The organism is Nocardia sp. CC227C (assembly GCF_030767025.1).
GTDB lineage: Bacteria > Actinomycetota > Actinomycetes > Mycobacteriales > Mycobacteriaceae > Nocardia.
In genome coordinates this window covers 181,775-207,536 of record NZ_JASITE010000014.1, presented here as the reverse complement: position 1 = coordinate 207,536, position 25,762 = coordinate 181,775, and the positions used below count along the sequence as shown (strand labels likewise).

The 25,762-nt window shown below is 67.9% G+C and carries 29 protein-coding genes and 1 pseudogene; 16 read left to right on the top strand and 14 right to left on the bottom strand.

Features of this window, described 5'->3' with window-relative positions; genetic code table 11:
* From QMO76_RS26855 to QMO76_RS26845, 3 genes are all read right to left on the bottom strand, one after another.
* A partial coding sequence (locus tag QMO76_RS26855; protein WP_306364099.1) for a DUF222 domain-containing protein occupies positions 1–427 on the bottom strand: 427 nt, incomplete at its 3' end.
* 75 nt (positions 428–502) lie between these two features.
* The gene (locus QMO76_RS26850; protein ID WP_306364098.1) at positions 503–1,102 is read right to left on the bottom strand and encodes a bifunctional 2-polyprenyl-6-hydroxyphenol methylase/3-demethylubiquinol 3-O-methyltransferase UbiG; all 600 of its coding nucleotides are present in this window, start codon (positions 1,100–1,102) and stop codon (positions 503–505) included.
* A 66-nt stretch (positions 1,103–1,168) separates the two neighbouring features.
* Complete coding sequence (locus QMO76_RS26845; RefSeq protein WP_306364097.1) at positions 1,169–1,579, bottom strand: hypothetical protein; 411 nt, start codon at positions 1,577–1,579, stop codon at positions 1,169–1,171.
* 302 nt (positions 1,580–1,881) lie between these two features.
* On the opposite strand from QMO76_RS26845, the gene QMO76_RS26840 reads away from it, so the two are divergent.
* From QMO76_RS26840 to QMO76_RS26825, 4 genes are read left to right on the top strand one after another with little or no spacing between them, the layout of a single operon-like run.
* Positions 1,882–2,577 (top strand): type 1 glutamine amidotransferase domain-containing protein, encoded by a 696-nt coding sequence (locus QMO76_RS26840; RefSeq protein WP_306364096.1) that lies wholly within the window; start codon positions 1,882–1,884, stop codon positions 2,575–2,577.
* 3 nt (positions 2,578–2,580) lie between these two features.
* A complete protein-coding gene (locus QMO76_RS26835) occupies positions 2,581–3,129 on the top strand; it encodes a TetR/AcrR family transcriptional regulator (RefSeq protein WP_306364095.1) in 549 nt (182 codons plus the stop codon).
* A gap of 55 nt (positions 3,130–3,184) precedes the next feature.
* Complete coding sequence (locus QMO76_RS26830; RefSeq protein WP_306364094.1) at positions 3,185–4,192, top strand: NADP-dependent oxidoreductase; 1,008 nt, start codon at positions 3,185–3,187, stop codon at positions 4,190–4,192.
* Between the two features lie 54 nt (positions 4,193–4,246).
* Positions 4,247–4,693 (top strand): hypothetical protein, encoded by a 447-nt coding sequence (locus QMO76_RS26825; protein ID WP_306364093.1) that lies wholly within the window; start codon positions 4,247–4,249, stop codon positions 4,691–4,693.
* 15 nt (positions 4,694–4,708) lie between these two features.
* On the opposite strand, the gene QMO76_RS26820 is transcribed toward QMO76_RS26825, so the two are convergent.
* Positions 4,709–5,056, bottom strand: a complete 348-nt coding sequence (locus QMO76_RS26820; protein WP_306364092.1) for a hypothetical protein — start codon at positions 5,054–5,056, stop codon at positions 4,709–4,711.
* Between the two features lie 322 nt (positions 5,057–5,378).
* Here QMO76_RS26820 and QMO76_RS26815 point away from each other — a divergent pair, with 322 nt between their 5' ends.
* Positions 5,379–5,867, top strand: a complete 489-nt coding sequence (locus QMO76_RS26815) for a response regulator transcription factor (RefSeq protein WP_306364091.1) — start codon at positions 5,379–5,381, stop codon at positions 5,865–5,867.
* On the opposite strand, the gene QMO76_RS26810 is transcribed toward QMO76_RS26815, so the two are convergent.
* Positions 5,864–7,252, bottom strand: a complete 1,389-nt coding sequence (locus tag QMO76_RS26810) for an AarF/ABC1/UbiB kinase family protein (protein ID WP_306364090.1) — start codon at positions 7,250–7,252, stop codon at positions 5,864–5,866. The two genes, QMO76_RS26815 and QMO76_RS26810, sit on opposite strands and share 4 nt — an antisense overlap.
* 111 nt (positions 7,253–7,363) lie before the next feature.
* On the opposite strand from QMO76_RS26810, the gene QMO76_RS26805 reads away from it, so the two are divergent.
* Entirely contained in the window at positions 7,364–8,062 is a 699-nt protein-coding gene (locus tag QMO76_RS26805) for a TetR/AcrR family transcriptional regulator (protein WP_306364089.1), read from the top strand.
* 85 nt (positions 8,063–8,147) lie between these two features.
* Here QMO76_RS26805 and QMO76_RS26800 read toward each other — a convergent pair whose 3' ends face one another.
* Positions 8,148–9,362, bottom strand: coding sequence for a triacylglycerol lipase (locus QMO76_RS26800; protein ID WP_306364088.1), 1,215 nt, complete (start codon positions 9,360–9,362; stop codon positions 8,148–8,150).
* A 238-nt stretch (positions 9,363–9,600) separates the two neighbouring features.
* Between QMO76_RS26800 and QMO76_RS26795 the strand changes: the two genes are divergently transcribed.
* Positions 9,601–10,581 (top strand): MaoC family dehydratase N-terminal domain-containing protein, encoded by a 981-nt coding sequence (locus QMO76_RS26795; RefSeq protein WP_306364087.1) that lies wholly within the window; start codon positions 9,601–9,603, stop codon positions 10,579–10,581.
* Here QMO76_RS26795 and QMO76_RS26790 read toward each other — a convergent pair.
* The 7 genes from QMO76_RS26790 to QMO76_RS26760 form a co-directional block, all read right to left on the bottom strand.
* A complete protein-coding gene (locus QMO76_RS26790; RefSeq protein ID WP_306364086.1) occupies positions 10,571–11,788 on the bottom strand; it encodes a CdaR family transcriptional regulator in 1,218 nt (405 codons plus the stop codon). The genes QMO76_RS26795 and QMO76_RS26790 overlap by 11 nt on opposite strands.
* Before the next feature lie 268 nt (positions 11,789–12,056).
* Positions 12,057–13,010, bottom strand: a complete 954-nt coding sequence (locus tag QMO76_RS26785; protein ID WP_306364085.1) for an SRPBCC family protein — start codon at positions 13,008–13,010, stop codon at positions 12,057–12,059.
* A 1-nt stretch (position 13,011) separates the two neighbouring features.
* Positions 13,012–13,332, bottom strand: coding sequence for a helix-turn-helix transcriptional regulator (locus tag QMO76_RS26780; RefSeq protein WP_306364084.1), 321 nt, complete (start codon positions 13,330–13,332; stop codon positions 13,012–13,014).
* Between the two features lie 39 nt (positions 13,333–13,371).
* On the bottom strand, positions 13,372–14,214 hold the full coding sequence (locus QMO76_RS26775) for a cytochrome c biogenesis CcdA family protein (protein ID WP_306364083.1): 843 nt from the start codon (positions 14,212–14,214) through the stop codon (positions 13,372–13,374).
* On the bottom strand, positions 14,211–14,993 hold the full coding sequence (locus tag QMO76_RS26770; RefSeq protein ID WP_306364082.1) for a thioredoxin domain-containing protein: 783 nt from the start codon (positions 14,991–14,993) through the stop codon (positions 14,211–14,213). Before QMO76_RS26770 ends, QMO76_RS26775 begins: the two co-directional genes overlap by 4 nt.
* Positions 14,994–15,099: 106 nt before the next feature.
* A complete protein-coding gene (locus QMO76_RS26765) occupies positions 15,100–15,537 on the bottom strand; it encodes a hypothetical protein (protein ID WP_306364081.1) in 438 nt (145 codons plus the stop codon).
* 174 nt (positions 15,538–15,711) lie between these two features.
* The gene (locus tag QMO76_RS26760; RefSeq protein ID WP_306364080.1) at positions 15,712–16,572 is read right to left on the bottom strand and encodes a metalloregulator ArsR/SmtB family transcription factor; all 861 of its coding nucleotides are present in this window, start codon (positions 16,570–16,572) and stop codon (positions 15,712–15,714) included.
* A gap of 101 nt (positions 16,573–16,673) precedes the next feature.
* Here QMO76_RS26760 and QMO76_RS26755 point away from each other — a divergent pair, with 101 nt between their 5' ends.
* The 3 genes and pseudogenes from QMO76_RS26755 to QMO76_RS35430 all read left to right on the top strand — a co-directional run bounded on the left by QMO76_RS26755 (position 16,674) and on the right by QMO76_RS35430 (position 19,546).
* Positions 16,674–18,014 carry an FAD-dependent oxidoreductase gene (locus tag QMO76_RS26755; protein WP_306364079.1) on the top strand — a complete coding sequence of 447 codons (1,341 nt, stop codon included), beginning with the start codon at positions 16,674–16,676 and terminating at the stop codon, positions 18,012–18,014.
* A gap of 3 nt (positions 18,015–18,017) precedes the next feature.
* Positions 18,018–19,265: pseudogene (locus QMO76_RS26750) on the top strand (MFS transporter); the annotation flags it as partial.
* Positions 19,266–19,294: 29 nt separating this feature from the next.
* Positions 19,295–19,546, top strand: coding sequence for an FAD-dependent oxidoreductase (locus tag QMO76_RS35430; RefSeq protein ID WP_372342090.1), 252 nt, complete (start codon positions 19,295–19,297; stop codon positions 19,544–19,546).
* Positions 19,547–19,657: 111 nt separating this feature from the next.
* Here the strand turns inward: QMO76_RS35430 and QMO76_RS26745 are convergent, their stop codons facing one another.
* Positions 19,658–20,380, bottom strand: coding sequence for a spermidine synthase (locus QMO76_RS26745; protein ID WP_306364077.1), 723 nt, complete (start codon positions 20,378–20,380; stop codon positions 19,658–19,660).
* 565 nt (positions 20,381–20,945) lie between these two features.
* Here QMO76_RS26745 and QMO76_RS26740 point away from each other — a divergent pair.
* The 6 genes from QMO76_RS26740 to arsA all read left to right on the top strand — a co-directional run bounded on the left by QMO76_RS26740 (position 20,946) and on the right by arsA (position 25,638).
* Positions 20,946–21,311, top strand: a complete 366-nt coding sequence (locus tag QMO76_RS26740; protein ID WP_372342089.1) for a MerR family transcriptional regulator — start codon at positions 20,946–20,948, stop codon at positions 21,309–21,311.
* Positions 21,312–21,480: 169 nt separating this feature from the next.
* The gene (locus tag QMO76_RS26735) at positions 21,481–21,858 is read left to right on the top strand and encodes a helix-turn-helix transcriptional regulator (protein WP_306364076.1); all 378 of its coding nucleotides are present in this window, start codon (positions 21,481–21,483) and stop codon (positions 21,856–21,858) included.
* A gap of 11 nt (positions 21,859–21,869) precedes the next feature.
* The gene (arsB, locus tag QMO76_RS26730; protein ID WP_306364120.1) at positions 21,870–22,958 is read left to right on the top strand and encodes an ACR3 family arsenite efflux transporter; all 1,089 of its coding nucleotides are present in this window, start codon (positions 21,870–21,872) and stop codon (positions 22,956–22,958) included.
* A 78-nt stretch (positions 22,959–23,036) separates the two neighbouring features.
* Positions 23,037–23,459: an arsenate reductase ArsC gene (locus tag QMO76_RS26725; protein WP_306364075.1), complete on the top strand. Its 423-nt coding sequence runs from the start codon at positions 23,037–23,039 to the stop codon at positions 23,457–23,459.
* On the top strand, positions 23,456–23,851 hold the full coding sequence (gene arsD, locus QMO76_RS26720) for an arsenite efflux transporter metallochaperone ArsD (protein WP_306364074.1): 396 nt from the start codon (positions 23,456–23,458) through the stop codon (positions 23,849–23,851). The genes QMO76_RS26725 and arsD overlap by 4 nt, the downstream gene beginning before the upstream one ends.
* A gap of 14 nt (positions 23,852–23,865) precedes the next feature.
* Positions 23,866–25,638, top strand: a complete 1,773-nt coding sequence (gene arsA, locus QMO76_RS26715) for an arsenical pump-driving ATPase (protein WP_306364119.1) — start codon at positions 23,866–23,868, stop codon at positions 25,636–25,638.
* The last annotated feature ends 124 nt before the right edge of the window (positions 25,639–25,762 follow it).

Here is a 25,762-nt window from a genome sequence, read left to right as displayed (position 1 = left end):
GGGGGATACGCTCCATCACCCGCATGATCACCCGCGCGTGCTCGGGAGACACCGCGCCCTCGGCCTGCAAGGCGGCGGTGGTCGGCAACAGGGCCGGACCTTCCACCCCGCAGAACACACGGGGCCGCAACGGCACCGACGCGCGTACCCGCGCCCCGGCCTCGGCCGCCGACAGGCGCAGCACATCGATCAGATACCCGCGCATCCCCTTGGCTCCGGCGCGTTCCCACAGATGCCTGCCCTCGACCTCGGCGATCATCCGATGCGACAACGCCGCCATCCGACACCGCACCGACTCGACCTCCCGCATCACATCCACGAGAGCCGAATCCGACAGTCCGGTGAGATCGGTGCCCAGCAGGGTGTCCATCGCCGCCGACAAACCGGCCGCGGTATCACCGCCTCGCGTTTCCCCCACCGTCATCATGCACCAATTCTACCGCGAATTCCATTGCGACAGAACGGCAATAGCGATGTGATATCGAAATCTTCAGACATTCACTCATATCTTCGTCGCGGCACCGACAAACAGCATTCCCCCGAAGTGTCGCTCGATTAGACCTCGACCGCGCAGACCGTTACGCGCGAGCTCGGCGGCGAATTCTTCTGCTTCGAAGCGATTTTCGCGTGGATGTACCGTGAATGTCCGCATTGTCCAGGTGTCGAGAATATGACGCGGCACTTCCTCGAACAAGACGGTGCCGCCCGGTCGCAGGACACGGGCGATCTCGGCGATACCCCGCTGCCACTCGGGCACGTGGTGGATGATTCCGAAGTCGGCGACGATGTCGAAACTCGCCGCAGGCTCACGTATTTCGCAGACATCCCCTTCGGAGAGGGTCACGTTGCGCCGACCGGAGAGCCGCTCCCTCGCCAGTTCGACCATCGCGGGGTCGAAGTCGAAGGCCGTCACCCGATCGGCCCCGAGCCGGTCTTGTAGGACTTCGACGCCGACGCCGCGCCCACAGCCGACTTCCAGCACACTGCGACCGGCGAGATCACCAGCAGCCAGCCGACGGAACCACGCGGCCTCCCGATGATGCTGATGCGCGGCACGCAGCGGATTGTTCATCGCAACTCGCTCAATGGCATTGAGTTTCATCAGGCCCTCACCGTCGAATGAACTTAGGCAAGCCTAAGTCCGTCGAGGCGTGGGCGCAAGAGACGATCAGGCCAAGGCGAACGTGAGCATGAGGGAGTTCTGGGCGCCCTCGCGCCACCAGGAGTAGCCGAACCATACGCCGGGGGCTATCTCACGGATCTCGTCGTAGACCTGAGGGGTGGGCGAGGGGGCGTAGTCGAGGGCCCACGCGGGTTGGCCGTCCGTGATGGCCGGGGCGGCGTAGACGTCCGCGGGCCAGCCTTCTATGCCCGCGCCGGTGATCCGGTTCATGAGATAGCCGCCGTCGGGGCCGGTGTAGAAGGTCTTGCCGATCCATACGGCGGGGGTCCACCACTGCATGTCGACCGGTCGCACCACCCAGCCGTTCTTGACGCCCATGGGCACGGCACCGCGCGGAGCGTCGCGGAAGATCGCGTCCTGTTGCTCCGGATTGCAGCGGAAGCGCAGCGAATCCACGGTCGCCGCGGGATTGTTCGCAAATACAACGCAACCGCCGCCGTAGTCGGCATCGGCATGGGCGGCGGGTACAGCAAAGGGGCTGAGCATTAGTGCGGACGTTGCAACTGCGAGAACGAGAGACTTGAGCATGGCAGCCTCCAAGGGGTAACCCCGACCCATTCGCCATGCTAGTTCGCTATCGGTTTGCCAGCAATCCCGTGGCAAGCGTCACCGTGCGGGAATACTCGACGCGGGTCTAGCGTAGTAGCTGTCGCTACTGACGAAATCTGCACAGAATGTCAGATTGTGGAAAGGACCTTATGTCCAAGATTCTCTTCGTGATGACCGGGTCGGACCACTGGACGCTCGCGGATGGCAGCAAGCATCCGACGGGGTTCTGGGCCGAGGAGTTCGTGGTCCCCTTCGAGACGCTGAAGTCCGCTGGTCACGACATTGTGGTCGCCACACCCGGGGGTGTGGTTCCGCCGGTCGACCGGAGCAGCCTCGCACCGGACGCCAATGGCGGGCAGGAGGTCGCCGACCATCGGGCCGCGGTGATCCGGGACAGCGCCGAGTTGAACAGTCCCGTCCGGCTCGAGGACGTCGAACCGGCGGAGTTCGACGCGGTGTTCTATCCCGGCGGTCACGGGCCCATGGAGGACCTCGCGGTGAACGCCGACTCCGGCCGGCTGCTGGTCGCCGCCCTGACGTCCGGCACACCGTTGGCCGTGGTCTGCCACGCGCCCGCCGCACTGCTGGCCGCCACCACGGCCGCGGGGGCCAATGCCTTCGCGGGGTACGCGCTGACCGGGTTCACCAATACCGAAGAGGTGCAGGGCGGGCTCGCCGACAAGGCGCGCTGGCTGCTACAGGATCGGCTGATCGAGATCGGTGCGGACTTCCGCACGGGTGACCCGTGGGCGCCCAATGTGGTGGTCGACCGTAATCTGGTCACCGGACAGAATCCGGCGTCATCGGCCGGTGTCGCCGAGGAACTATCGAGGAAGCTGGCCTGAACCATGTCCACCGACCGTCTCGACGAGGTCCTCGACGCGACCTACGAGTGCCTGGGGCGCTACGGCGTCAAACGCACCACCGTCGATGACATCGCCCGCACCATGGGCGTCTCGCGGTCGGCGGTCTACCAGTACGTGCGCGGCAAGGACGATGCCGTGCGCCAACTCGCGCAGCGGCTGCACGCGCAGGCGTTCGCGCGGGCGCAGGCGGCGGCCGAGTCGGATGAACCTGCCGCACAACGTATTCGCGGAGTGCTCGCGGCCAAACTCGACCTGGTGTTGCGGTTGACCGAGGACTCCCCGCACGCGACCGAACTGATCGACGAGAAGGCGCGGCTGTTCGGTGACATCTGTGTCGACTACACCGTCGAACTGCGCGCCCTGCTGGTGCGGTTGTTCGCCGACGCGGGGACCGCGCCCTCGGTGTCCCCCGAAGTGGCGGCCGATCTGAGCATTGCGCTCGTGGTCGGGCTCGAGCAGATGCCGCAGCAGGCGCGGCGACTGTTCGACGACGGTGTCACCGCGCTGCTCGCGGGCCTGCTCGCCGCCTGAATACCTGAACACTTTTCCCCATCATTTTTTCCCCCAACATCTTTGGAGCCTTGTCATGTCCTTTTCCAGCCGTGAATGGCATCTCGTCGCCCGTCCCGTCGGCGAGCCGGTGCCCACCGATTTCTCCCTCGTCACCACCACCGTGCCCGATCCGGGTCCGAGCCAGGTCGTGGTGCGCAACGACTTCGTCTCCGTGGATCCGTATATGCGCGGCCGGATGAACGAGGGCGAGTCCTACATTCCGCAGTTCGAGCTCGGCGAGGCGATGACCGGTTCGGCGGTCGGCACCGTGGTGGCCTCGGGGTCGGACGATGTCCCGGTCGGCGCGACCGTGTCACACTTCCAGGGCTGGCGGGAATACGCGCTGCTCGACGCCGCGCAGGCACAGGTGGTGGACCCGAATCTCGCTCCGGCGCAAGCCTATCTGGGCGTCCTCGGCACCACCGGTCTCACCGCCTGGGGTGGTTTGAAAGAGATCGCCCCGGTGCGCGAGGGCGATGTGGTCTTCATCTCCGGTGCGGCGGGCGCGGTCGGCTCCGTCGCCGGTCAGCTGGCCCGAAAACTGGGCGCCAGCACCGTGATCGGCTCGGCGGGCGGCCCGGAGAAGGTACGCCGTCTCACCGAGGAGTTCGGCTACGACGTCGGAATCGACTACCGCACCGGTGATCTCGTCGAACAGCTGCGCAAGGCCGCCCCCGACGGCATCGACGTCTACTTCGACAATGTCGGCGGCGACCATCTCGATGCCGCCCTGGTCACCATGAACCGCTACGGTCGCATCGCCCTCTGCGGTGCGATCTCGGTCTACAACGACACCGAACTGCGCCCCGGCCCCAAGCACCTCCCCCTCGCCATCGGCAAGCGGATCACCCTGCGCGGTATGAACGTCAGCGACCACCTGCACCTGGCCCCGGAGTTCATCCCCCAGGCCGCTACATGGCTGGCCGAGGGCACCCTGGCCACCGAGGAGACCGTGGTCGACGGCATCGACAACGCCGTCGACGCCTTCCTCGCCATGATGCGCGGCGCCAACACCGGCAAGATGCTGGTACGCCTGCCCTGAACATCCGAAGCGCTAATGCGCCCCAAAACGTCTTTTCGGGCATACCGTTGAGTTATGCGCACTTCGGTCCATCTGCTGCTGTTCGTGGTCGCCATCGCGATGGGTGTCGGGGCGTTCGGGCCGCTCATCTCGACGGTTCAGGCGCGGGATGTGCGGTTCGAGGACCTGCGCGAGGGTTTCGCGCCGGGTGTCACGCTCGAACAGCTCGGTGAGCAGAACGCGGCGCTGTGGTCCTCGCTCGCCATCGTGCTGCTCGGCGCCGCCGCAGCGGTGATGCTGGCCGCGCTGACCGGGTCGCGCGGGGTCGCCTGGCTGGGCATCCTCGCGGGGCTGGCCGGTCTCGCCGCATTGACCTGGCGGTTGAACGAGCGGTTCGACGATCAGCTGCGCGACAGCGCCCGCGATCTGTTCTCCGGCACCTGGGGTCTGTACCTGTTCGGCGGCGGCCTGCTCATCGCGTTGTTGGCCGCCCTCGCACCCCGGGAGCGCCGCCGTTCGTGACCGGCGTCGGCGGCGCTAGTCGAGCCGTACCTCGACCGTCACCCGGCCGCGCTCGTCGCGGCGTGCTTTCGCGCGCCCGGTGCGGTCCTCACCGGCCAGGCGCATGGTGATGGGGCCGCCCTCGTCCTGGAAATTGCGCCACCAGGACTTCCTGTCCGGCATGGCGACCCCGATCTTCAGGACGTCGCCCGAACGCCAATAGTTGACCGGGGTGCTGAAGGTCTTGCCCGAGCGGCGGCCGACATAGGTGATCTCGGTGAAGCCCCGCCCCAGGACCGACCCGACCACCGGCATGCGCAGCAGCGCGACCACCGCGCCGTTGACTCCGCCGACCAATCGTCCCGCGACCGCTTTCGGATTCATGCGCCCTCCTGATCGAGATCCGCGACCAGCCTAGCGGGCGGCGGGGGCGGGCGCTCCTTCACCGCATCGGGGTGGCACACCATGTGGTAAGCCCCGAGATATGGCCGACCCCGGGCGATCGCCGCCACGCCGCGGCCCGCTCTCCGGGGTCCTGCCCCTGTCCTGATTCGTCCGCGGGTCAGCGCGGGGAGCCGCTCACCGGCGCCTCGCGCGGGCGGGCGACCGGCGGGCGCGACGTGCCCGACATTTCGGTGCCGAAAGTCCTCTCGGCGAGTTGCTTTCTCATCGGTTGCCGCCAGGTCGGCGAGTGGATCGTGGAGACATGAGCACCACCTCGCACTATCGCTCCGGCCACCCGCGCCCCGCCGCCCGGGACCGGGTTCGCGTGCTCCTGGTCGACAAGGAGCGCGCGGTCCGACGCGCCGTCCGCGACCTGCTCGACCTCGACCCCGCGGTATCGGTGGCGGGTGCGGCCGCCACCCTCGACCAGGCCCGGCTGCTCATCGCCGAGCTGCGACCCGATGTCGTGATTCTCGAGCCGCAGCTGCCGGACGGGGACGGGCTGGAGTTGTGCCGGAGCCTCCCGGGCGCCGACGCCACCCGCTTTCTCATCCTGACCTCCGATATCAGCGCGGGCGCCATGCTCGACGCCGTCGGTGCGGGCGCGGCCGGTTATATCGTCAAGGACCTCACCGGCCTGGCACTCGCCGACTCGGTGAAGGCCGTGGCCGCGGGCGATTCCTATTTGGACAGCCACGCCACCCCGGTGCTGATGCGGGAGTTCCGCCGCCGGACGCTCGCCGAGCGCTAGCGGACGGTTCGTCGGGCCCGGTCGCGGTGCCAGTGCGCGATCGTCCGCCCGATCTCGGTCTCCGGTGGCTCGTGGTAGAGCCATTCGCGGGCGAGCCGATGCCAGTTGTTGGTCGCCTCCAGACGCCCGAGCACGGCGCACGTCCACAGATCGGTGCGGCGGGAGAACACGTGTTCGCGCGGCAGCGATTGCTGTCGCATACCCCGGAATTCGGACATCCGAGGGTCGATGGCGCACACCACCGCGCCGGTGGCGCACTCCGGGGTGAGGGTGATGTCCTCGTCGAGCAGATGCCAGCCGGCCGCCGCCCACACGTAGTCGAGGCATTCCCGCGCGGTGACGCCCGCATCCGTGGCGATGATGCCGCGCTCGACCCAGTGCCGGTACAGGTCCTCGGCGCGTTGTTCGGCGGCGGCGCGCATTCCGGTACGCTCGAATTCCACGTCGACCGGGTTCATCTGGTGGTAGAGGCCGAAGTCGACGAATCCGAGCCGACCGTCGGAGTGCAACAGGATATTTCCCGGATGCGGATCACCGCAGAACTCGTAGTCGGCGAACAACGACGTGATGTAGAAGCGGTAGATCAGCTCCCCGATACGGTCCCGGTCGTGGGCGGGCAGGGAGCGGATGTGCTCGAAGGGCTCCCCGTCGAGGAACTCGGTGACGAGAACATTGTGGGTGCAGTATTCGGCGATGCTGTCCGGGACGATGATGAGGGGATGGCCGCGGTAGCGCGACGCGACGCGGTGCTGATTGCGCGCTTCCCGCAGATAGTCGAGTTCGCCGCCGATATTGCGGCTGATCTCGTCCAGCACCGAAGCGTCACCGGCACTGGGCAATACGGCGTGCAGCAGTCCGCTGATCATGCCGAGATTGCGCATATCGGCTTCCACCGCCCGATCCACGTCGGGATACTTCACCTTCACCGCGACCGTGCGGCCGTCGCGCAGCCGCGCCCGATACACCTGCCCGATCGAGGCCGCGGCGATCGGTTCCTCGTCGAAGTCGGCGAAAACCCTCGACATCGGGCCGAGGCCGTCCTCGACGACGGTGCGCATCCGCGCGAACTCGACCACCGGCGCGCGGTCCTGGAGTTCGGCGAGCTTGTGCCGGAACAGTTCCCGATGGGATTCCGGGACGAGATCCAGATCGAGCACCGACAGCATCTGCCCGACCTTCATGGCCGCGCCCTTCATGGTGCCGAGCACGGCGACCAGTTGCTGCGCGGCCTGCAATGTGGAGCGCTCCGCGAGGATTCGTCGCGCCTCGTCCGGTCGCCCGACCATGGCCAACCGGGTGCCGATCCCGCGCATCGCCTGCCCCGCCGCCAGTCGACCGAGACGGGTTCCTCGCTCCAGCCGCCCCGAGGGCACTCGACCGGCCATTGTGCGCACCTCCCTGTGCCACGTGTGGCGCATCAAGATACCGCACCACGGTGATCTGGAACACCCTAAGATGAGCAAAGCTCGACTTTTCCCGTACGACAGGAGATGACGATGACGAAGGCCGTCAGGCAGCGCCGTCGTCCGACCCAGGAACGCGCGAAGGCGACCAGGGAACACATTCTCGACACCGCGGCCCGCCTGTTCGGGGAGCGCGGAATCGCCGATACCTCGACGAATCGGATCGCCGCCGAAGCCGGGGTGAGCATCGGCACCCTCTACCGGTATTTCTCCGATCGCTCCGTCATCGTCGAGGAGTTGCTCGGACGGCTGCTGGAGAGCTCGGAACGCCGTTTCACCCAGTGGGTTTCCGAATTGTCGATGGAACAGGTCACCCCGGAATTCTTCGACGCGCTGCCGGGATTGATCACCGAGCTGCTGGAGGTGTTCAGCGAGGAGCTCGTGGCGAACGCGAAGCTGGTGCGCGCCCTGGTGGCCGGAGTGCAGTTCTACAGCAGCGGTCTGCCGGAATTCGAACCACGGCTGCGCCTGCTGGTCAAGGTGCTGCTGATCCAGCTGCTCGGCCCGGGTGACGATCACCGGTACGACGTCATGACCTTCGTGCTGATCAACACCGGGTTCGCGGGTGTGCTGCGCGCCTCGGCGCTGGATGTCGACGGTGAGGCGCGCCGCGAGGCCATCGCGTCGACCGCGCGCATGATCAGCGCCTGGATGGAAGCCGAGCAGCGCGCCTCTCGAACCTCCTCGCCCACAACGCCTTCCGTGGTGGACCGCGTCGGCGCGACCGGGTGATCGCACAGCGGTAGGTGATCGCACAGCGGTGGAGCGAGCCCACCGGGCCGTGGTCAGCACCCGGTGAACCCGCTCACGGTCACGATCAGAGCGATCCGCCGCCGCCGACCAGCCAGGGGTTGAAGTCGCACACCAGGTCCGGGAACCGCACCGGGTCGAGCGCCCGCAGCGCGATGGACAGCGACCGCGGCGAGTACATCATGGTGAGGTGATCCGACAGGTCCTGTTCACAGCCGTCTTGCAGCAGGATATTGTCCACTCGCGCACCGGGTCCCGCGCGCAGGAAGGTCAGATCGTAGGGATTGGTGATCTCGTCGTAGCGGGTGGCCACGATGGTGTACTCGATACCGGGAACCGTATCGCCGTCGGCGTTGAGCCGATTCACGAAATCCGAGCCGATGGTCTCCTGGATTCCGGCGTGTCCCACGAAGATCTCGACCAGGCCGAGCACGTCGATTCCGAGATTGTTGATGGCGCGGCCGAGCGCGGCGATCCCGAGCAGTGATGTCCCGTGATGCGTCGCGCCGTAGGTGATCAGGTCGTGCACCTTCGACGCGCCGCCCTCGAACTTGGTGTACCAGTTCGCCATCGAGCCGCCCTGGGAGTGCGCCACGATGTCGACCTGCTCGGCGCCGGTGGCCGCCAAGACCCGATCGACGAAGGCCGCCAACTGCTTTGCCGAGTCCTGGATGTAGCCGGTGCCCATGACGCCGGGCAGCACCGAACCGAGTCCGCCGCCCTCGATGAGGTTCGAGCGCCCGTAGTTCAGGGTGAAGGTACAGAATCCGGCGTCCTTGATGGGCTGGCTCATGTACGCGAATCCGTTGTAGGCGTTCATCCAGGTGCCGTGGACCAGCAGCACCGGCCGCGGGTTCTCCGCGGTGGGCTTGCAGTTCCAGTCGTTGGCGCCGGGCGGCGCGACATCCGGGTTGAGGAGGCCGTGACCGAATGCCGCCACCCAGGAGGTCATGGCCGGGCCGTGCCCCACGGTGTCGGAGGCGTACCCTCCCGCCGAGCCGGAACTCGATCCGGAACCGCCGTAACAGTCGCCGGAGCCGTTGCCCGACCCCGCCCCGCTGCCCGAGGTGCACGCCGATCCGGAGCCCGCACTGCCGGAATCGACGATCGGCCGGGCGGCGGGATCGTTCAATCCCTGACCGATGGCATCGGCCAACTGCTGTTGGGTGGGACCGGATTCCGGTTCGGCGTGCACGGTCGTTCCGGCGAATCCGACGGCCAGCATCGAGACTCCGGCCATGACCGCCGCCTGGACCGTCCTACGGCGGGTACTTCGTCTCATTTCGCGCCTTCCTGTAGCCGCTGGTGATTTCCGGTTCCGCGACCGGCAGCGAAATGCCCGGCGCTGAAACCGCGTTCACGCTAAGCCGGGGAAAATGCCGCTCGAAGCGATGGGAACGAACTCTGACAAACCTCACCAATGAGGTTTCGGACTTTCGGTGACATTTCCAGGAATGGCGTCGATTCGGCCGCCGCCGCGGCGTCCGGCCGAATCATCGACGGACCGAAAGGAGACGTTCATGTCGAGCACAGTGCACAGCGCGGCCGAGCAGGCCAGGGCGCTGGTCGGGAATCACTACCGCTGCGCGGAGCCGTTTCGGGTGGAGCGCACTCGGATTCGGGAGTTCGCGCGGGCGGTGCAGGCGTACCACCCGGCCCACTGGCGGGAAGCCGCGGCGGCGCGCTGGGGGTTCGACGCCGTGGTGGCCCCGCCGTCCTTCGCGGCGCTGATCTGGCAGCAGGCCCGGCGTGAGATCCTGCGGACGCTGATCACCGGATACCGGCTCGACCGCATCGTGCATGTCGACCAGACCCTGGACATCGGACGGCCGCTGCTCGCGGGCGACGTGCTGACCTGCGATGTCTACTTCGAGTCGTTCCGGCAGTTCCACGACTTCGACGTCATCACCATCAGCGGAGTCCTCACCGACCAGGACGGGACGCCGGTGCAGACCGGATCGACCGCGCTGCTCGCGCGCACCGGGCCGGCCGCGGGGCCGCATCTCGGGGCGGGTGCGCGCGCCGGATTCGGCTGGGAGCCGACCGTCCCGCCGGTGCGACGCCCCCGGCAGCCGCACACCCGTGTCGATCTCGACCGGCTGGCCGTCGACACCGATCTGCCCACCGCGAGCACCACTCTGACCCGCCGCGATCTGGCCGCCTATGCCCGTGCGATCGGAGACATCGCCCCGGCGGAGCACGCCGGCTCCTCCGGGCCGCCGGTGGTCGTCGCGCCCGGCATGCTCGTCCTGGCGCTCACCGCCGGATATCTCACCTCGTGGACCGGCGACCCCGCCGCCGTGACCAAGTATCGCGCCGAATTCGCGAACCAGGTCCACTATCTGGCGGTGCCGCGGGCCGACGCGGTCGATATCGAGTTCGGTGGGCGGGTCGTCGCCTGCGACCGCGTCCGCCGTACCGCCACCGTCTCCCTCCACGCGGTGTCACAGGGCCGCAAACTCTTCGGCTATGCGAGTGCGGAGGTGCGATTCACTCCGTGAAAGAGCGGGCGATGATCGCCGAACGCAACTGCCACAGACCCGATGTCACCGTCGGGTCCAACCCGGTCAACTGGCCGATGCGGCGCAGTCGATAGTCCACCGTATTGGTGTGGATATGCAACTCGCGGGCGGTGCGCTGCCGATTGAGGTTATTGGCGATATGGCTCAGCAGGGTTTCGAGCAATTCGGGGTGTGAGTCGAGGGGATCCAGCAGCGAACCGAGGGCTTCACGCCCCGGCCCGGGCCGCGTCAGCTGATATTCCAGCGCCATATCGGTGAATCGGTACAACCCCGGAACGCAGTGCAGTCGCTGCACCATATCGAGTACCTCGTGGGCGCGGTCCGCAGCGCCCGGCACATCGCCCACCGCGGCGGTCACCGCGGCGGCGGTCACCGACACCCGCGCGGCGGTCGACAGCTGCTCGATCAGCTCGTCGAGTTGCTCGTCGCGGCGGCCCGTCATCGGCAGCAGGATGGTGCCGCCGTCCACGCTGAGCAGTGCGAGGGCGTCCTCACCGCAGCGGGTGCCGAGTTCGGCCTGTAGCCGCCGGAGTTTGCGCCGGGCGACGACCTTGCCGTCGAGCATCGGATGCCGCTCGTCCGGATGCATCGGAATATCCAGTGCCAGTATGAAATACGACTCCGCGATGGCGATCCCGCACTCCCGCGCCATGGTCGAGGTCGGGCAGCCGGCCAGCAGGGCGGAGGTGAGGGTGTGCACGGCGGTGTGGTGCTCGCTGACGGCCGCCCGGTGTTCACGCACGTAGGCGCGGGCGACCGTGGCGTTCATGGTGTCCAGCATCTCCACCACCAATTTGGCGCCGCCGACGAGGTTCTCGTAGTCGTTCGCCGTCGCATTCGACAGCACCAGATCTATTCCGACTTTGAACCCCTCGTGGATGGCGTGCAGGATGGTGTCGATCGGCACGCCTTCGCGCGCCCAGCCCGCCGCCGCGGCGGCCAGCCGGTCGGTCTTCGCGGGGATGTCCTGGCCGTCCAGCATGCTGACCGACAGTCGCAGGCAGAACCTGGTGATCGTGGTGACGTCACCGGCGATGATGTCACCGGGCAAGGTGCCGCAGGGGATCACATTGTCGACGAAGTGCCCGACCAATCGCCGTGACACGGCACGGACGTCCTGTAGTGGTGTGGACATCGGCTTGCCCGAGAGTGTGAGTCCCGCTCGGAGTGCCTCGTTGGATGTCATCGTCGACTCCCTTCCGCCCAGGTGCTGCGGTCCTTCCGGCCGATGATCGAAGCCTAAAGTGAAGGAGCGCTCACCTTCTACTCCCCTTTCACACCGCACTCGGGTCTCGGTTCATCCGGCGGGCGACCAGCTGACTTCGCCAATGAATCGGTCCTTCGACCAGTACGAATCCGCACCGGCTGTACACGATCACTCACTTTTCGGTCGGTCGTTTCGAATTCGGCTGCCGGTCCGATACCGCGACAGCGGGCGGCCCCGCGACGACCGATCAGGGCACGGCCGACGCGTAGCGCTCCGTCAGCGCCGCCACGCGTTCGGCGGGCCAGCCGCAGCGCACCTCGCCGTGCACCGCGGCGAAGAACAGGTCCAGATGGACCTGCCAGGCCGCGAGGAATTCGGGGGCCAGTGCGGTCAGCTGACGCGGAAGGGTCTGGGTCAGTTCGACGCGGGTGCCGAACTCTGGATCGACGACAATCGTCCAGCGCACCCGGCCGACCGGCGCACCGTCGTGGAGCCAGCTGTATTCGAGTACCCACGGCGGCTCGACCGCGGTGACGGTTCCGGCCGGGATGTGCTCGTTGAACGCGCGCACCGGCGGCCGCTCGCCGACGGCCGCGGCGGCGTCCTCGACGAGTACCGACCACACCTCGTCCGCGGGCTTCCAGACCAGATCGCGGGCGAACCGGATCTCGCGCTCATCGCCCGACTCGGCGAGAATGCCGCTGTCCAAGTCGAATTCGGCGAGGTAGCGCTCGACCCGGGGCAGGAATCCACCCTCTGTGCCCGACCCCGTGCCATCCAGCGCGGCGGCGAGTTCGGCCAGACAGCCTTCCCAGCCGACCGCGGTGCGGGCCGCACCCAGGCGACCGATCCCGCCGCCGCCGATGGTCTGGGTGAAGATCAGCCGACAGCCGGTGCCGTCGGGCACCAACTCGAAGCGCAACACGTCGTGGCTCCAGCGGAACATGAACACCGTGGGCCGGTCCACCTCGAGCACTTCACCGGCCCAGGTGCCGTCCGCCACCGCCTCGCCCGGGAAGGTGAACCGCATCGGCACACCCGGCCGCGGCTCGGCGTAGTCCACCGCTGCCGGGAACCAGGCGGCCAGCTCCTTCGGATCGGTGATCGCCCTCCACACCTTCTCCGGCGGATGGGCCAGCCGCCGCTCGAATCGCAGGGTCGGCTCGCCGCGAACGATATTCAGCTCGGCCGGATCGTTCATGTCATTCCTCCTCGTCGTCGGGCATGGCATCGAGATGGCGTTCCAGGGCGTTCAGGCTGGTCTCCCACAACGAGCGGTACGGGGTCAGCCACAGGTCGATCTCGGCGAGCGGCTGCGGCCGCAGCCGATACCACCGACGCTGCGCATCCCGCCGCACCTCGACCAGCCCCGCCCGATGCAGCACCTTCAGATGTTTGGAGACCGTCGGCTGCGCCAGGCGCAACTCCTCCACCAGCTCCCCCACCAGCCGGTCGCGACCCCGCAGCAGATCGAGGATCTCACGGCGCCGCGGCTCGGCGACCACCTCGAATGTATATGCCATATCGGCAATATAGCCGACATGGCATATACAGGCAATGGGTCACACTTCGGCCCGGTCCACGTCGCGCCGGTCGCAGCGGAGCAGTCGCCACGCTACGAGCAACAGCACCACCGCGCCGAGCAGTAACAGCACCGTGGTGTCCGACAGGGCGGCCGTGAGGCGCAGCACCCGATCCTCGAGATCGACACTGGCGTCGGCGTTTCCGGCGATGATCGAGCCGCCGTCGGTGAGCAGGAACAGCGCGCCGACGGCAATGAAGAACAGGCCGGAGATCAGCGAGGTGGTGTGCAGCCGGAGGCGACCGAGCGCTATCGGACGGCCGCGCAGCCAGCGGCGGCTGCCGAGATCGAACCGGTCCCAGAGCAGGGCCAGGACGAACAGCGGCAGCGCCATGCCCAGCGCGTAGACGGCGAGCAGCGAGCCGCCGTGCACCGGCGAGGAACTCAATGCCGCCACCGTGAGAATCGACCCGAGAATGGGGCCGACGCAGAATCCGGACAGCCCGTAGACCATGCCGAGCGCGTAGACCGCGCCGGACTTCTCGGATCCGCCGTGCCTGGCCATCCCGCGTTGCGCGAAGCCGAAAGCGAAACCGCGGCCGAGGATTTGCAGTATCCCGAGCGCGATGATGGTCCAGCCGCCGATGGCGATCACGAGTTCGCGATGCCTGGTCAGCACTCCCCCGAGCAGTGATCCGGCGGCCCCGAGCGGTACCAGGGTGGTGCACAGGCCGAGGTAGAAGATGCCGGTGCGGGACACCAATCTTCCGGTGGCTCCGAAGGAGTACGCGAAGAAGCTCGGCAGCAGCAGGGCGCTGCACGGGCTGAGCAAGGCCAGCACTCCGCCGAGAAATGCCGCGGCATAACCGATTCCGGAGGTCACTTGTCGCCCGCCCGGTCGCGCAGCCCGGCTTCGATCACCGCGATCATCTGCTCGACCGGCCGCGCACCGAGGATCGGCCGCCCATTGATCAGGAAGGCCGGTGTGGAACCGACTCCGATCCCGATCGCCTCGTTCATATCGGTGTCCACCGCCTCGCGTGCCGCATCGGAGTTCAGGTCCGCCCGGAACTTGGCGATATCGGCGACCCCGGCGCGCAGCGCCCACTCGGCCACAGCGTCGTCGGTGAACACACCGGTGTTCTTCTTCTCCGGCGAATGTTCGAACAGCTGGTCGTGCATCTCCCAGAAGCGACCCTGCTGTCCCGCCGCCCAGGCGGCCCGCGCCGCCAGCTCGGACTCGGCTCCGAAGAACGCCATACTCCGCCACTCGATGCGCAGCTGCCCGCTGTCGAGATACCGCCGCACCAACTCCGGCTCGGTGCGCTGGGCGAACTGCTTGCAGTACGGGCACTGGAAATCCGAGTACTCGATCATCACCACCGGTGCGTCCACCGCACCGCGCGCCATGGGGTCGTCGGCGTCGCGGCGGGCGAGGGCGGCCAGCTGCCGAATGATCTCGTCGTCCGCCGTGGATGTGGCCGCCGCATCCGCGCGCGCGGATTCCTCGGTCTGTTCGTGGGTGATCTGCGAGATCGCGATCACGAGCAAGGCCACCGCCGCGAACACCGCGAGGCCCGCCCCGATCTTCGCCATCACCGGTCGAGCGGACGGCCGCGCGGCCGGGGTGTTTCGGGCACGGCGCTGGGAGGGTTTGGACATGGGGAACTCCTGACTGTGCGCGTCCGCGTGGACGCGCGACCTACGACTGACGACATGCCGAACGCAGCCCACCCGCCAACGGCGAGCCGGTGCTGCGCGGGGTCGTCTAAATCCGCAGGACGGTAGTCAGATCCAGCGGTGATATCGGCGGACCCGTCGTCTCGATCGGCACCGCCCGCACGGAAAGCGACCGCCCGGCCCCGGCCGTGTCCGGCACGTCCCGAATCGCGATCGGTATCCGGATATCCTCCCGATGCGACGCGGCGTCGCGCACCGGCGTCGGAGGCTGATCAGGCATCTTCCGGCAACCCGGAGCCTTGACCGTGTTCACGGCGACGGCCGTATCGCCGGTCGCCTCCCACGCTGCCGCGGCGGAAACCGCCGCGACCTCCGACGAACTCTGTGCAGTCGGTGACCGATCACCGAGCACACAGGCCGCGACCAGCCCGACAACCAGGCCGATAATGGCCGTCACCACGACTCCGACCAGCGCGCGACGACGCGGCGAAGCCACCCGTCGACGCGATGCGGATCGGAAGCTCACGACCGCGAGTGTACGACACCGCCACAGCCGGACCGGATTACAGCTGCCGACAGGCAATCGCTCGGATACTTCCATTCGGCAGCTCGCGCAGCCGTGCCCGTGACTGCGGCTGTCACAAGCGGCGATAGTTCACTCCCCACGCCAGTACCACCTGTCCACCGGACGCGGCGGTGGTCAGGTGATCGGACCGCGGCGTTCGAGCAGGACGGTGTCGCGCCACTGGCCGTCGAGTCGGGCGATGCGCTCGCGGACGCCGATGGTGCGGAAGCCCGCCGCGTGGTGCAGAGCGATACTCGCGCGGTTCTCGGGGAAGACCGTACTCTGCAGGGTCCACAGGCCCGCGTCGTCGGCGGTGCACACCTGGGTGCGCAGCAGCGCCTTGCCGACACCGCGGCCCCGCATGCCCGCGGCCACGTAGACCGACGTCTCGGCGACGCCCCGATAGCAGTCACGACGGGAGACCGGGGCCAGCGCCGCCCAGCCGACGATCGCGCCGTCGATCTCGGCGATCCAGCGATGGCCGGGCAGCCACCCGGCGTCGAGGTCTTCGCGCGCCGGTACCTCGGTCTCGAAAGTGGCGTTGCGCGTGGCGATTCCCTCACCGTAGATGCGCAGGACGGCACCCCAGTCGGCATCGGTCATGGCTCGCACGGCGACATCGTCGGGGATGTCCTGGGGGCAGCACGGTTGTGGCGGCAGGACGCCCATGACGGCGTCGGCGGCGTGCGGCAGACCGGTGCAGCAGGCGGGATTGACGGTGACCACGGTGCTGGTGCGTTCCTTGTGGACCAGCACGAAGCCCACATCGGCGAGCTTGCGGACGTGGTGCGAGACGGTCGGCTGGCCGATGCCGAGCGCCTCGGCGATCTCCCCCACCGTGACCCCACCCGGTCGGCTGGCGACGTGGTGCAGCAGGCGCACCCGCGTCGGGTCGGCCAGGCAGGCGAACCAGCTCGCGTAGGTGGTCGCGTCGGCGACCGGGAGCGCGTCCAGGCGGTGTTCGGTCCGCACGACCGGCATATCCAGCGACGTCATGCCCTCCACTATATCGATGCACATCAATAGTTGCGTTCATCGACCGTGGTCGATAGAGTTCGAGGCGGTAAATCGATGAACATCGATGGAAGGATCTTCCAATGAACGAGTTGCCTGTGGTCGTGGTGGGAGCCGGGCCGATCGGTCTGGCGGCGGCGGCCGAACTGCGGGAACGCGGACTGCGGCCGCTGGTGCTCGAACGCGGCGAGCGGGCGGGCGCGGCGGTCACGGAGTGGAATCATGTGCGCCTCTTCTCCCGCTGGGGTGAGCTGATCGCCCCGGCGGGGCGGCGGCTGCTGGAGACCACCGGCTGGACCGCACCGGATCCGGAGACGTATCCGACCGGCCAGGACTGGGCACACGACTATCTGATCCCACTGGCGGACGCGCTGGGCGACAAGGTCGTTCGGCTCGGCGTCGAGGTGGTCGGAGTGACGCGCCGCGGTCGTGACCGGGTGGTGGACGCGGGACGCGACACCGAACCATTGGTCGTGCGCCTCCGCACCGCCGACGGCGGAGAGGAGCGGGTCACCGCACGTGCGGTCATCGACGCCTCGGGCACCTGGACCGGACCGAATCCCCTGGGCGGTGACGGACTGCCAGCCCTCGGGGAAGCCGCTGCGGCCGAGGCGATCTCGTATCGGGTGCCCGACCTGAACGATCCACGCGAGCGCGCCCACCACGCCGGTGCGCACACCGTCATCGCGGGCAGCGGTCATTCGGCCCTCACCGCGATCGTGGCGCTGGCGGAACTGGCGAAGGACGATCCGGACACCCGGCTGACCTGGGTGCTGCGCCGCGGTGAGGTCGGCGACACCTTCGGCGGCGGCGCGGCCGATCAGCTGCCCGCCCGCGGGGCGCTGGGTCTGCGCGCCAAGGCCGCCGTCGAGGCCGGACTGCTCCGGCTCGTCACCGGATTCCGCACGGCGACAGTGGAGTCCGACGGCGGTCGGATCGCGCTCACGGCCGAGTCCGGCGCCCGGGTCGAAGGCGTGGACCGGGTGGTGGCGTTGACCGGCTTCCGGCCGGTGCTGTCGTGGCTGTCGGAGATCCGCCTCGGTCTGGATCCGGTGCTCGAGGCCCCGGTGCGACTCGCCCCGCTCATCGACCCGAACGTGCATTCCTGCGGCACGGTGTATCCGCACGGCGCGGCCGAGCTGTCGCATCCGGAACCCGGCTTCTACCTGGCGGGTATGAAGAGCTACGGGCGCGCCCCGACCTTCCTGGCGCTCACCGGGTACGAGCAGGTCCGCAGTATCGCCGCCGAGATCGCCGGGGATCGCGAGTCCGCCGCCCGCGTCGAGCTCACCCTGCCCGAGACGGGAGTCTGCGGCGGCGCGGGTGTGGTCGACGAATCCGAGACCGCAGGTAGCGACGGCGGCTGCTGCGGATCCCCGACCCCGCAGCTGATCTCGTTGGGGTCGGTCGACTCCGATTCCTGATCGATGGCGACGACATCGCGCGGCGACTCCGTCGGGCGCGGTGATCGGACAGCGGATGGGTCCGACACCGACACCGCGCCACCGACGGGCACGCTCACCCGAAACGGTCTGCGCCGTGTCCTGGCCGTCCTGTGCCTCACCGAGATCACCAGCTGGGGCGTTCTCTACTACGCCTTCCCGGTGCTGGCCGTATCGATCACCCGGGATACCGGATGGTCGGCGCAGGTGATCACGGCGGCGTTCTCGATCGGCCAGCTGACCGCCGCCCTGGTCGGGATTCCCGTCGGCCGCATGCTCGATCGAGCCGGTCCGCGCCGGGTGATGACCGCCGGATCGGTGGTGGGGGCGGCGGCGCTGGTCGTGGTGGCCACCGCACCGAATCTCGCCCTGTTCTTCGCCGGGTGGATCGCCGCCGGGGCCGCCATGGGCGCGGTGCTGTACCCGCCCGCCTTCGCCGCGCTGACCCGCTGGTGGGGTGCGGAGCGGGTGCGCGCGCTCATGGTGCTCACCCTGGCCGCCGGACTGGCCAGCACCGTGTTCGCACCGCTCACCGCGGTACTGGCGCAGCGGACCGATTGGCGGACAACCTATCTGGTGCTCGCGGTCGTCCTCGCCGTGGTGACGGTGCCCGCGCACTGGGCCGGTCTGCGCGGTGCGTGGCCGCATCCGCCCGCGCCGGTCACCGCCGCGTTCGACGATCATTCCGCCATCGCCCGCAGCCGCGCCTTCACCGCGCTGGTGATCACGCTGTGCGTGACCGCTTTCGTGACCTCCGCCGGGGTGTTCAATCTCGTTCCGCTCCTGGAGGAGCGCGGGTTCTCCCCGGAACTGGCGGCGCTGGCGCTCGGCCTCGGCGGAGCCGGACAGGTGCTCGGACGGATCGGCTACCTGACGTTGGCCGCCCGCACCAGCGTGGCATTCCGAACGGTGGCGATCGTCGCGGCGACCGCGCTCGCGACGGCACTGCTCGGCCTCGGCACCACGGTTCCGGTCTTGATCGCCATCGGCGTCGGCGCCGGCGTGATCCGGGGGCTGTTCACCCTCATCAAAGCCACGGCCATCACCGACCGTTGGGGTGCGACCCACTACGGGCGGCTGAACGGCCTGCTGTCCGCGCCCGTCGTCATCGTGATGGCACTGGCCCCCTGGGCGGGCAGCCTGCTGTCGGCCTGGACCGGCGGCTACGCCCGCGCCTACCTCGTACTCGCCCTCCTCACGGCACCGGCCGTCGCACTGGCCGTCCGCACCGTTCGAATCTCACACGAACCGAAAGATGCACCATGCCAACCGAATACGACGCACTCATCGTCGGCGGCGGACAATCCGGACTCGCGGCCGCCCACCAGCTGTCCCGCAGCGGCCTGTCCTCCGCCATCCTGGAGGCCGGTACGGAGCCGGTGGGTTCCTGGCCGAACTCGAATGGCAGCGCAGCCCATCGTCGAACTCCCTGCGCGGCGTCGGCCGTGATGCGGACCGGCTGGTGCGGCAACTGGAGAACGCACTCCCCCAACGGGCACTCGACCAGGGGCTGAACCACTCCACGCAAGGACGCGTTGGCGTCCGTTCGGCGAAGGCGTGCCCGCGGCATGCTTGGAGCCGCCTGAGCAGAGGTGGTTGTCGCGGCTGCCTGCGTAGGGCACGCCTCAACAGCGAGGACGTGAAGCCAGATAGATTGTGGCGGAGGACTTTCCCCTGGTGAGCGGGTTGTCGAAGTACACGCGCTCCGCGTCGACGTCGACGAATACGCTGTCGAGCGCATCGAGGAACTCCTGGTCGGGCGCGTCGTCCGACCACATCGCGAAGACACCGCCGGGCAGCAGCCGGGTGGCGAGTGCACGCAATCCCGATGGCGTGTAGAAGTCGCCGTGCGGCGAGTGGAGTACATGTCGCGGGGAGTGGTCGATATCCAGAAGCACCGCGTCGTAGGAACGTCCGGGCAGGTGTGGATCGAAACCCACCGGACTCGCGGCGGCGGCGAAGAAGTCGTCGCACCTGATCGACACCCGGGGATCGGAGAGAAGTCCGACCACATCCGGCAGCAAGCCACGCTCGTGCCAGTCGACGACCGCCGCGCAGTACTCGATGACGGTGAGCGTCCGAACCCGGGGGTCGGTGAGCGCCGCTTGCGCCGTGTAGCCCAATCCGAGGCCACCGACGACAACGTCCAACTCCCCACCGTCAGCGCGTGCGAGGCCCGTAGTAGCCAGCGCCTGCTCGGCGACGGTGAACAGGCTCGACATCAGAAACTCGTCATCGAGCTTCACTTCGAAGACATCGGTGCGCACCGTCGGGTCGAATCGACGCCGGAGACTGATCTCCCCCATCTCCGTGCGCTGCCAACCCAGTTCCTCGAAGCGGACGCTCAATTCACCCTCCAGCTACTCAGAGCAGCCGCCGGGCGACCGCGTTGTCAACATTGCCTTTACGTAAAGGTACTGCCAGCGTCGAGAACCACCCGCACCGGAGCCGTGCGCCGGGGTGACATAAGCACACCCGTCGGCAGGCGAAAATCTACCGTGCCGGGTGTAGACATTCGGCACGAGGCAGTATAGAGTCGGTCTCGTTCGAATCAATGAAGTCCAGCGGCCGGGCAGGTGAACTGCCCGGAAAGAAGTAGGTTCCACCGTCCCCTTCCGGCGAATGGAAGACGGACCCGGCGCAGTTGGCCGGACTCGCCGGAAGGGGACGAGACAAGATCGAGCTATCGAGTTCGCAAGCAGCGTAGAAACATCGGCGGTCCAGGAGGTGGTTCTCTGAGCAGTTGGTTATCGGTTCCGCATCCCGGAGAACATCGGATGCGGCGTGCAAGAACGGCTCTGACGGGCCGGTAGACAGTAATGAATCAATTCCCCCCTTCGTAGATCTCAGGCCCCGGCGCTGTCGCGCCGGGGCCTGTCCGCGTTGAACCCGACGTTGAACCCGAGAGGCCCCGTGCAGCAACCCAACCCCCACCCCACCGGCGGTCACAGTGCCGCCGACAAACTAGATGACGACACCTACCCCGCGTATTCCATGGGCCGGGCCGCGGCGATCCTCGGTGTGACCCCGGCGTTCCTGCGCGGCCTCGACGCCGCGCAGCTGCTGACCCCGCAACGCTCGGCGGGCGGACACCGCCGCTACTCGCGCTACCAGCTGCGTATCGCCGCCCGTGTGCGCGAACTGGTCGACGCCGGCGACACCCTCGACGCCGCCTGCCGCATCGTCATCCTCGAAGACCAGCTCGCCGAGGCCCAACGCCTCAATACCGAACTGCACCACACCCTCGACCAGCGCCGCGACCCCACCGAAACACCATGAACGCACCGACAGCGGTGCGGTGATCCGCCGCCTGCCGCACGGTCCGGTCCGCGCGGGTGGGCGAGGCGTCGAGCGGCGAACTCTTCGCGGTGCCGACGCGTCCTACCGCTGAACTGAGTTCACCAATCGTTTGCTTGCATGCTACTTCGATAGCTGTCAATATAGGCGTATGTCGAAGTCGAACCTTCCGATGACGCCTGACCTGGCGTGTTCCGCCGCACCGGTCGTGCGCGAACCGCTGACCAGCGACACTGCGACAGAGCTGGCGAGTGTGTTCAAAGCGCTGTCGGACCCGGTGCGGCTGCGGCTGCTGAGCGCGATCGCGAGCCGCGAGGGACGGGAGGCGTGCGTATGCGACCTGTCGGAGGGCATCGATCTGACACAGCCCACGATTTCGCATCATCTGAAGGTGCTGCGCGAGGCCGGGCTGCTGGACAGTGAGCGCCGTGCGTCGTGGGTGTATTACCGGGTGATTCCCGAAGCACTGCAGACGCTTTCGGAGTTTCTGTTGATCGAGAGCGGTGTGGCGATGGGAGTGGGCGCGTGAGCGCGGAGACGATGACCGCCGAGCGCGGTGTGGTCGGCAAGCTGTCGACGCTGGACCGCTTTCTGCCGGTGTGGATCGGCGTCGCGATGGTGGCGGGGTTGCTGCTCGGGCGGATGATCCCGGGGCTGAACACCGCGCTGGAGAAGGTGCAGATCGACGGCATCTCGCTGCCGATCGCGATCGGTTTGCTGATCATGATGTACCCGGTGCTGGCGAAGGTGCGCTACGACCGGCTCGATGCGGTCACCGGTGATCGCAAGTTGCTGGCGAGTTCGCTGCTGTTGAACTGGGTGCTCGGCCCGGCCTTGATGTTCGCGTTGGCGTGGCTGATGCTGCCGGATCTGCCGGAGTACCGGACCGGGCTGATCATCGTCGGCTTGGCGCGCTGCATCGCCATGGTGATCATTTGGAATGATCTGGCCTGCGGCGACCGCGAGGCCGCCGCCGTGCTGGTGGCATTGAACTCGGTGTTCCAGGTCGTAATGTTCGCGGTACTGGGCTGGTTCTATCTGTCGGTGTTGCCGGGCTGGCTCGGCCTGGAACAGACCACCATCGATGCCTCGCCGTGGCAGATCGCCAAATCGGTGATCATCTTCCTCGGTGTGCCGTTGCTGGCCGGCTACCTGTCGCGTCGCCTCGGCGAGCGCACGCGCGGGCGGGAGTGGTACGAGCAGAAGTTCCTGCCGAAGGTCGGCCCCTGGGCTTTGTACGGGTTGTTGTTCACGATCGTGCTGCTGTTCGCGCTGCAGGGTGATCAGATCACCAGTCGGCCCTGGGATGTCGCGCGGATCGCGCTGCCGCTGCTGGTGTACTTCGCGCTCATGTGGGGTGGCGGTTACGCACTGGGTGCGGTGCTGGGCCTGGGTTACGAGCGCACCACCACGCTCGCGTTCACCGCGGCGGGCAACAACTTCGAATTGGCCATCGCGGTCGCCATCGCCACCTATGGTGCGACCTCGGGGCAGGCGCTGGCCGGTGTGGTCGGTCCGCTGATCGAGGTGCCCGTCCTGGTCGCGCTCGTGTATGTGTCGCTGGCACTGCGGAATCGCTTCCCCCCCGTGCGGACCACCGTGGCTACCAGCACCGGCACTCCATCATGACCGGCGAACTCGCTCTGGACCGCTATGGCCGTCGCCCCTGCAGCCGATCCACTCGCACTCACCGAAAGGTCTTGTCTCATGACAGAAAAGCCCAGTGTCCTGTTCGTTTGCGTACACAATGCCGGTCGTTCCCAGATGGCCCAGGGGTTTCTGTCGCACCTCGCGGGCGATGACATCGAGGTCCGCTCCGCCGGCAGCGCGCCGGGCGACTCGCTGAACCCGGCCGCGGTGGAGGCCATGGCGGAAGTGGGCATCGATATAACCGATCAGTCTCCGAAGATCCTCACCCCGGATGCCGTCGAAGCCTCCACGGTCGTGATCACGATGGGCTGCGGTGACGCCTGCCCGTACTTCCCCGGCGTGGACTACCGCGACTGGGCACTCGAAGATCCCGCGGGCAAGGGGGTCGAAGCGGTCCGGCCGATCCGCGACGAAATCCGCAAGCGCGTCGAGGAACTGATCTCCGAGATCCTGCCGGGCGCCGACGAGCCCTCCAAATGAGCACCATCGAGATCTTCGAGCCCGCGCTGTGCTGCAACACCGGAATCTGCGGCCCCGAGGTGGACCAGTCCCTGGTCGAGATCTCCGCCGACCTGGACTGGGTGACCAGACAGGGCGGGACGGTCACCCGGCACAATCTGGCCGGTGATCCGATGGCCTTCGCCGCCGACGACACGGCTCGACGATTCCTGGAGCTGACCGGGTCCGAAGGTCTGCCGCTCGTACTCGTCGACGGTGTCACGGTGCTGACCGGCCGCTACCCGACTCGCCGCGAACTCGCCCGCTGGGCCGGACTGCCCGACACCACCCAATCGGTTGTCACGCCGCCGGCGGGCGGGCAGCTGCTGGAAGTGTCCTCGGAGGATTGCTGCGGCCCGGACGGACGTTGCTGACACCCATGGCGGACATGCGATTCCTGACCGACGCGCCCCGATTCCTGCTGTTCACCGGCAAGGGCGGGGTGGGCAAGACCTCGGTCGCCTGTGCCGGCGCGGTCGCGCTGGCGCGGCGAGGCCGTCGGGTGCTGCTGGTGAGCACGGACCCGGCCTCCAACCTCGGGCACGTATTCGGGCTGCGGGTGGGCGCCACGCGCACCGTTGTGCCGTCACTGCCGGGCCTGTCGCTGCTGGAGATCGATCCGCAGGAAACCGCGGCCGCGTATCGGGAGCGAATCATCGGTCCGGTACGGAACTTGCTGCCCGCCAAGGAGATCGAGACGATCACCGAACAGCTGTCGGGATCGTGCACCACCGAGATCGCCTCGTTCAACGAGTTCACCGCGTTGCTGGCCGACAATGTGGGAGACGAGTTCGACCACATCGTCTTCGACACCGCGCCCACCGGACACACCATTCGGCTGCTGCAATTGCCTGGCGCCTGGACGGAGTTCCTCGACCGCGGCACCGGTGACGCGTCGTGCCTGGGTCCGCTGACGGGGCTGGACAAGCAGCGCGCCGATTACGCCGCCGCCGTCGCCGCGCTGCGGGATCCATCGCGCAGCCGCCTGGTTCTGGTCGCCCGTGCGCATACCGCCGCCTTGGCCGAGATCGCCCGCACCCGAACCGAACTCGCCGACACCGGCATCGACGGTGCCCACCTGGTCCTCAATGCCCTGCTGCCCGCGGCCGACGATGACGATCCACTGGCCGACGCCCTCCGCCGCCGCGAACAGTCGGCACTCGCGCGCATGCCTCGGACGCTGGCGTCGCTTCCGCGCGACCAGATCGAGCTGGCCGCCACCGACATCATCGGGGTCGACGCACTCACCACGTTCTTCGACCGGCGGGAGAACGCTGCCGGACCGCCACACCAACCGATCGCGGCCCCGGAAGCTCCGCTGGCGGCTCTCGTCGACGAGCTGGCCGAGGGCGGGTGCGGACTCGTCCTCTGCGTGGGCAAGGGCGGGGTGGGTAAGACCACCACCGCCGCCGCGCTCGCCGTGGCACTCGCTGCCCGCGGCCACGATGTGCATCTCACCACCACCGATCCCGCCGCACATGTGCACACCACACTCGACGACGGCATCGCGAATCTCGAAGTCTCACGCATAGATCCGGCCGAGGCCACCGCGGCCTACCGCGAACGAGTCCTGACCACGAAGGGTGCGGCCCTCGACGCCGCGGGCCGGGCGGCGCTCGCCGAGGACCTGCGCTCGCCCTGTATCGAGGAAGTCGCGGTGTTCCAGGCATTCTCACGCGTCGTGCACGAGGCCCGGCGGCGATTCGTCATCGTCGACACCGCACCGACCGGACATACGTTGCTGCTGCTGGACGCGACGGGCTCCTACCATCGCGAAATCGCCCGGCAGCTGGGCGATTCGCGGGCGTACACCACACCGCTCATGCGCTTGCGGGACCCCGCGCACACCAAGGTCGTCGTCGTCACGCTCCCCGAACGAACACCCGTCCTCGAGGCCACCGAGCTGGCCGCCGATCTCGAACGCGCGGGAATCCGGCCGTGGGCCTGGGTGATCAACAACTCGCTGGCCGCAGCCGGCCCCACCGCACCGCTGCTGCGCCGTCGAGCCATCCGTGAGGTGGACGAGATCAGTCGGGTAACCGCCGGACCCCCTGCCCGCCTGGCCGTCGTGCCGACACAGGTCACCGACCCCACCGGCGTCGCCGCGCTGGCAGCACTCGCCGGAACGCCGTGCGACAACGCGCGACTCGGTGCGCGCTGACCGCCGACTGAATCGAAATTTATCGTTCATTAGGTGCGAAGTCCGCCTCCTGTTCACCCCTCGTTTAGATCCAAATCTTTCGATACAAGAATCCCGCGATGAGGAGTCCAGCCGCGGTGGCAGG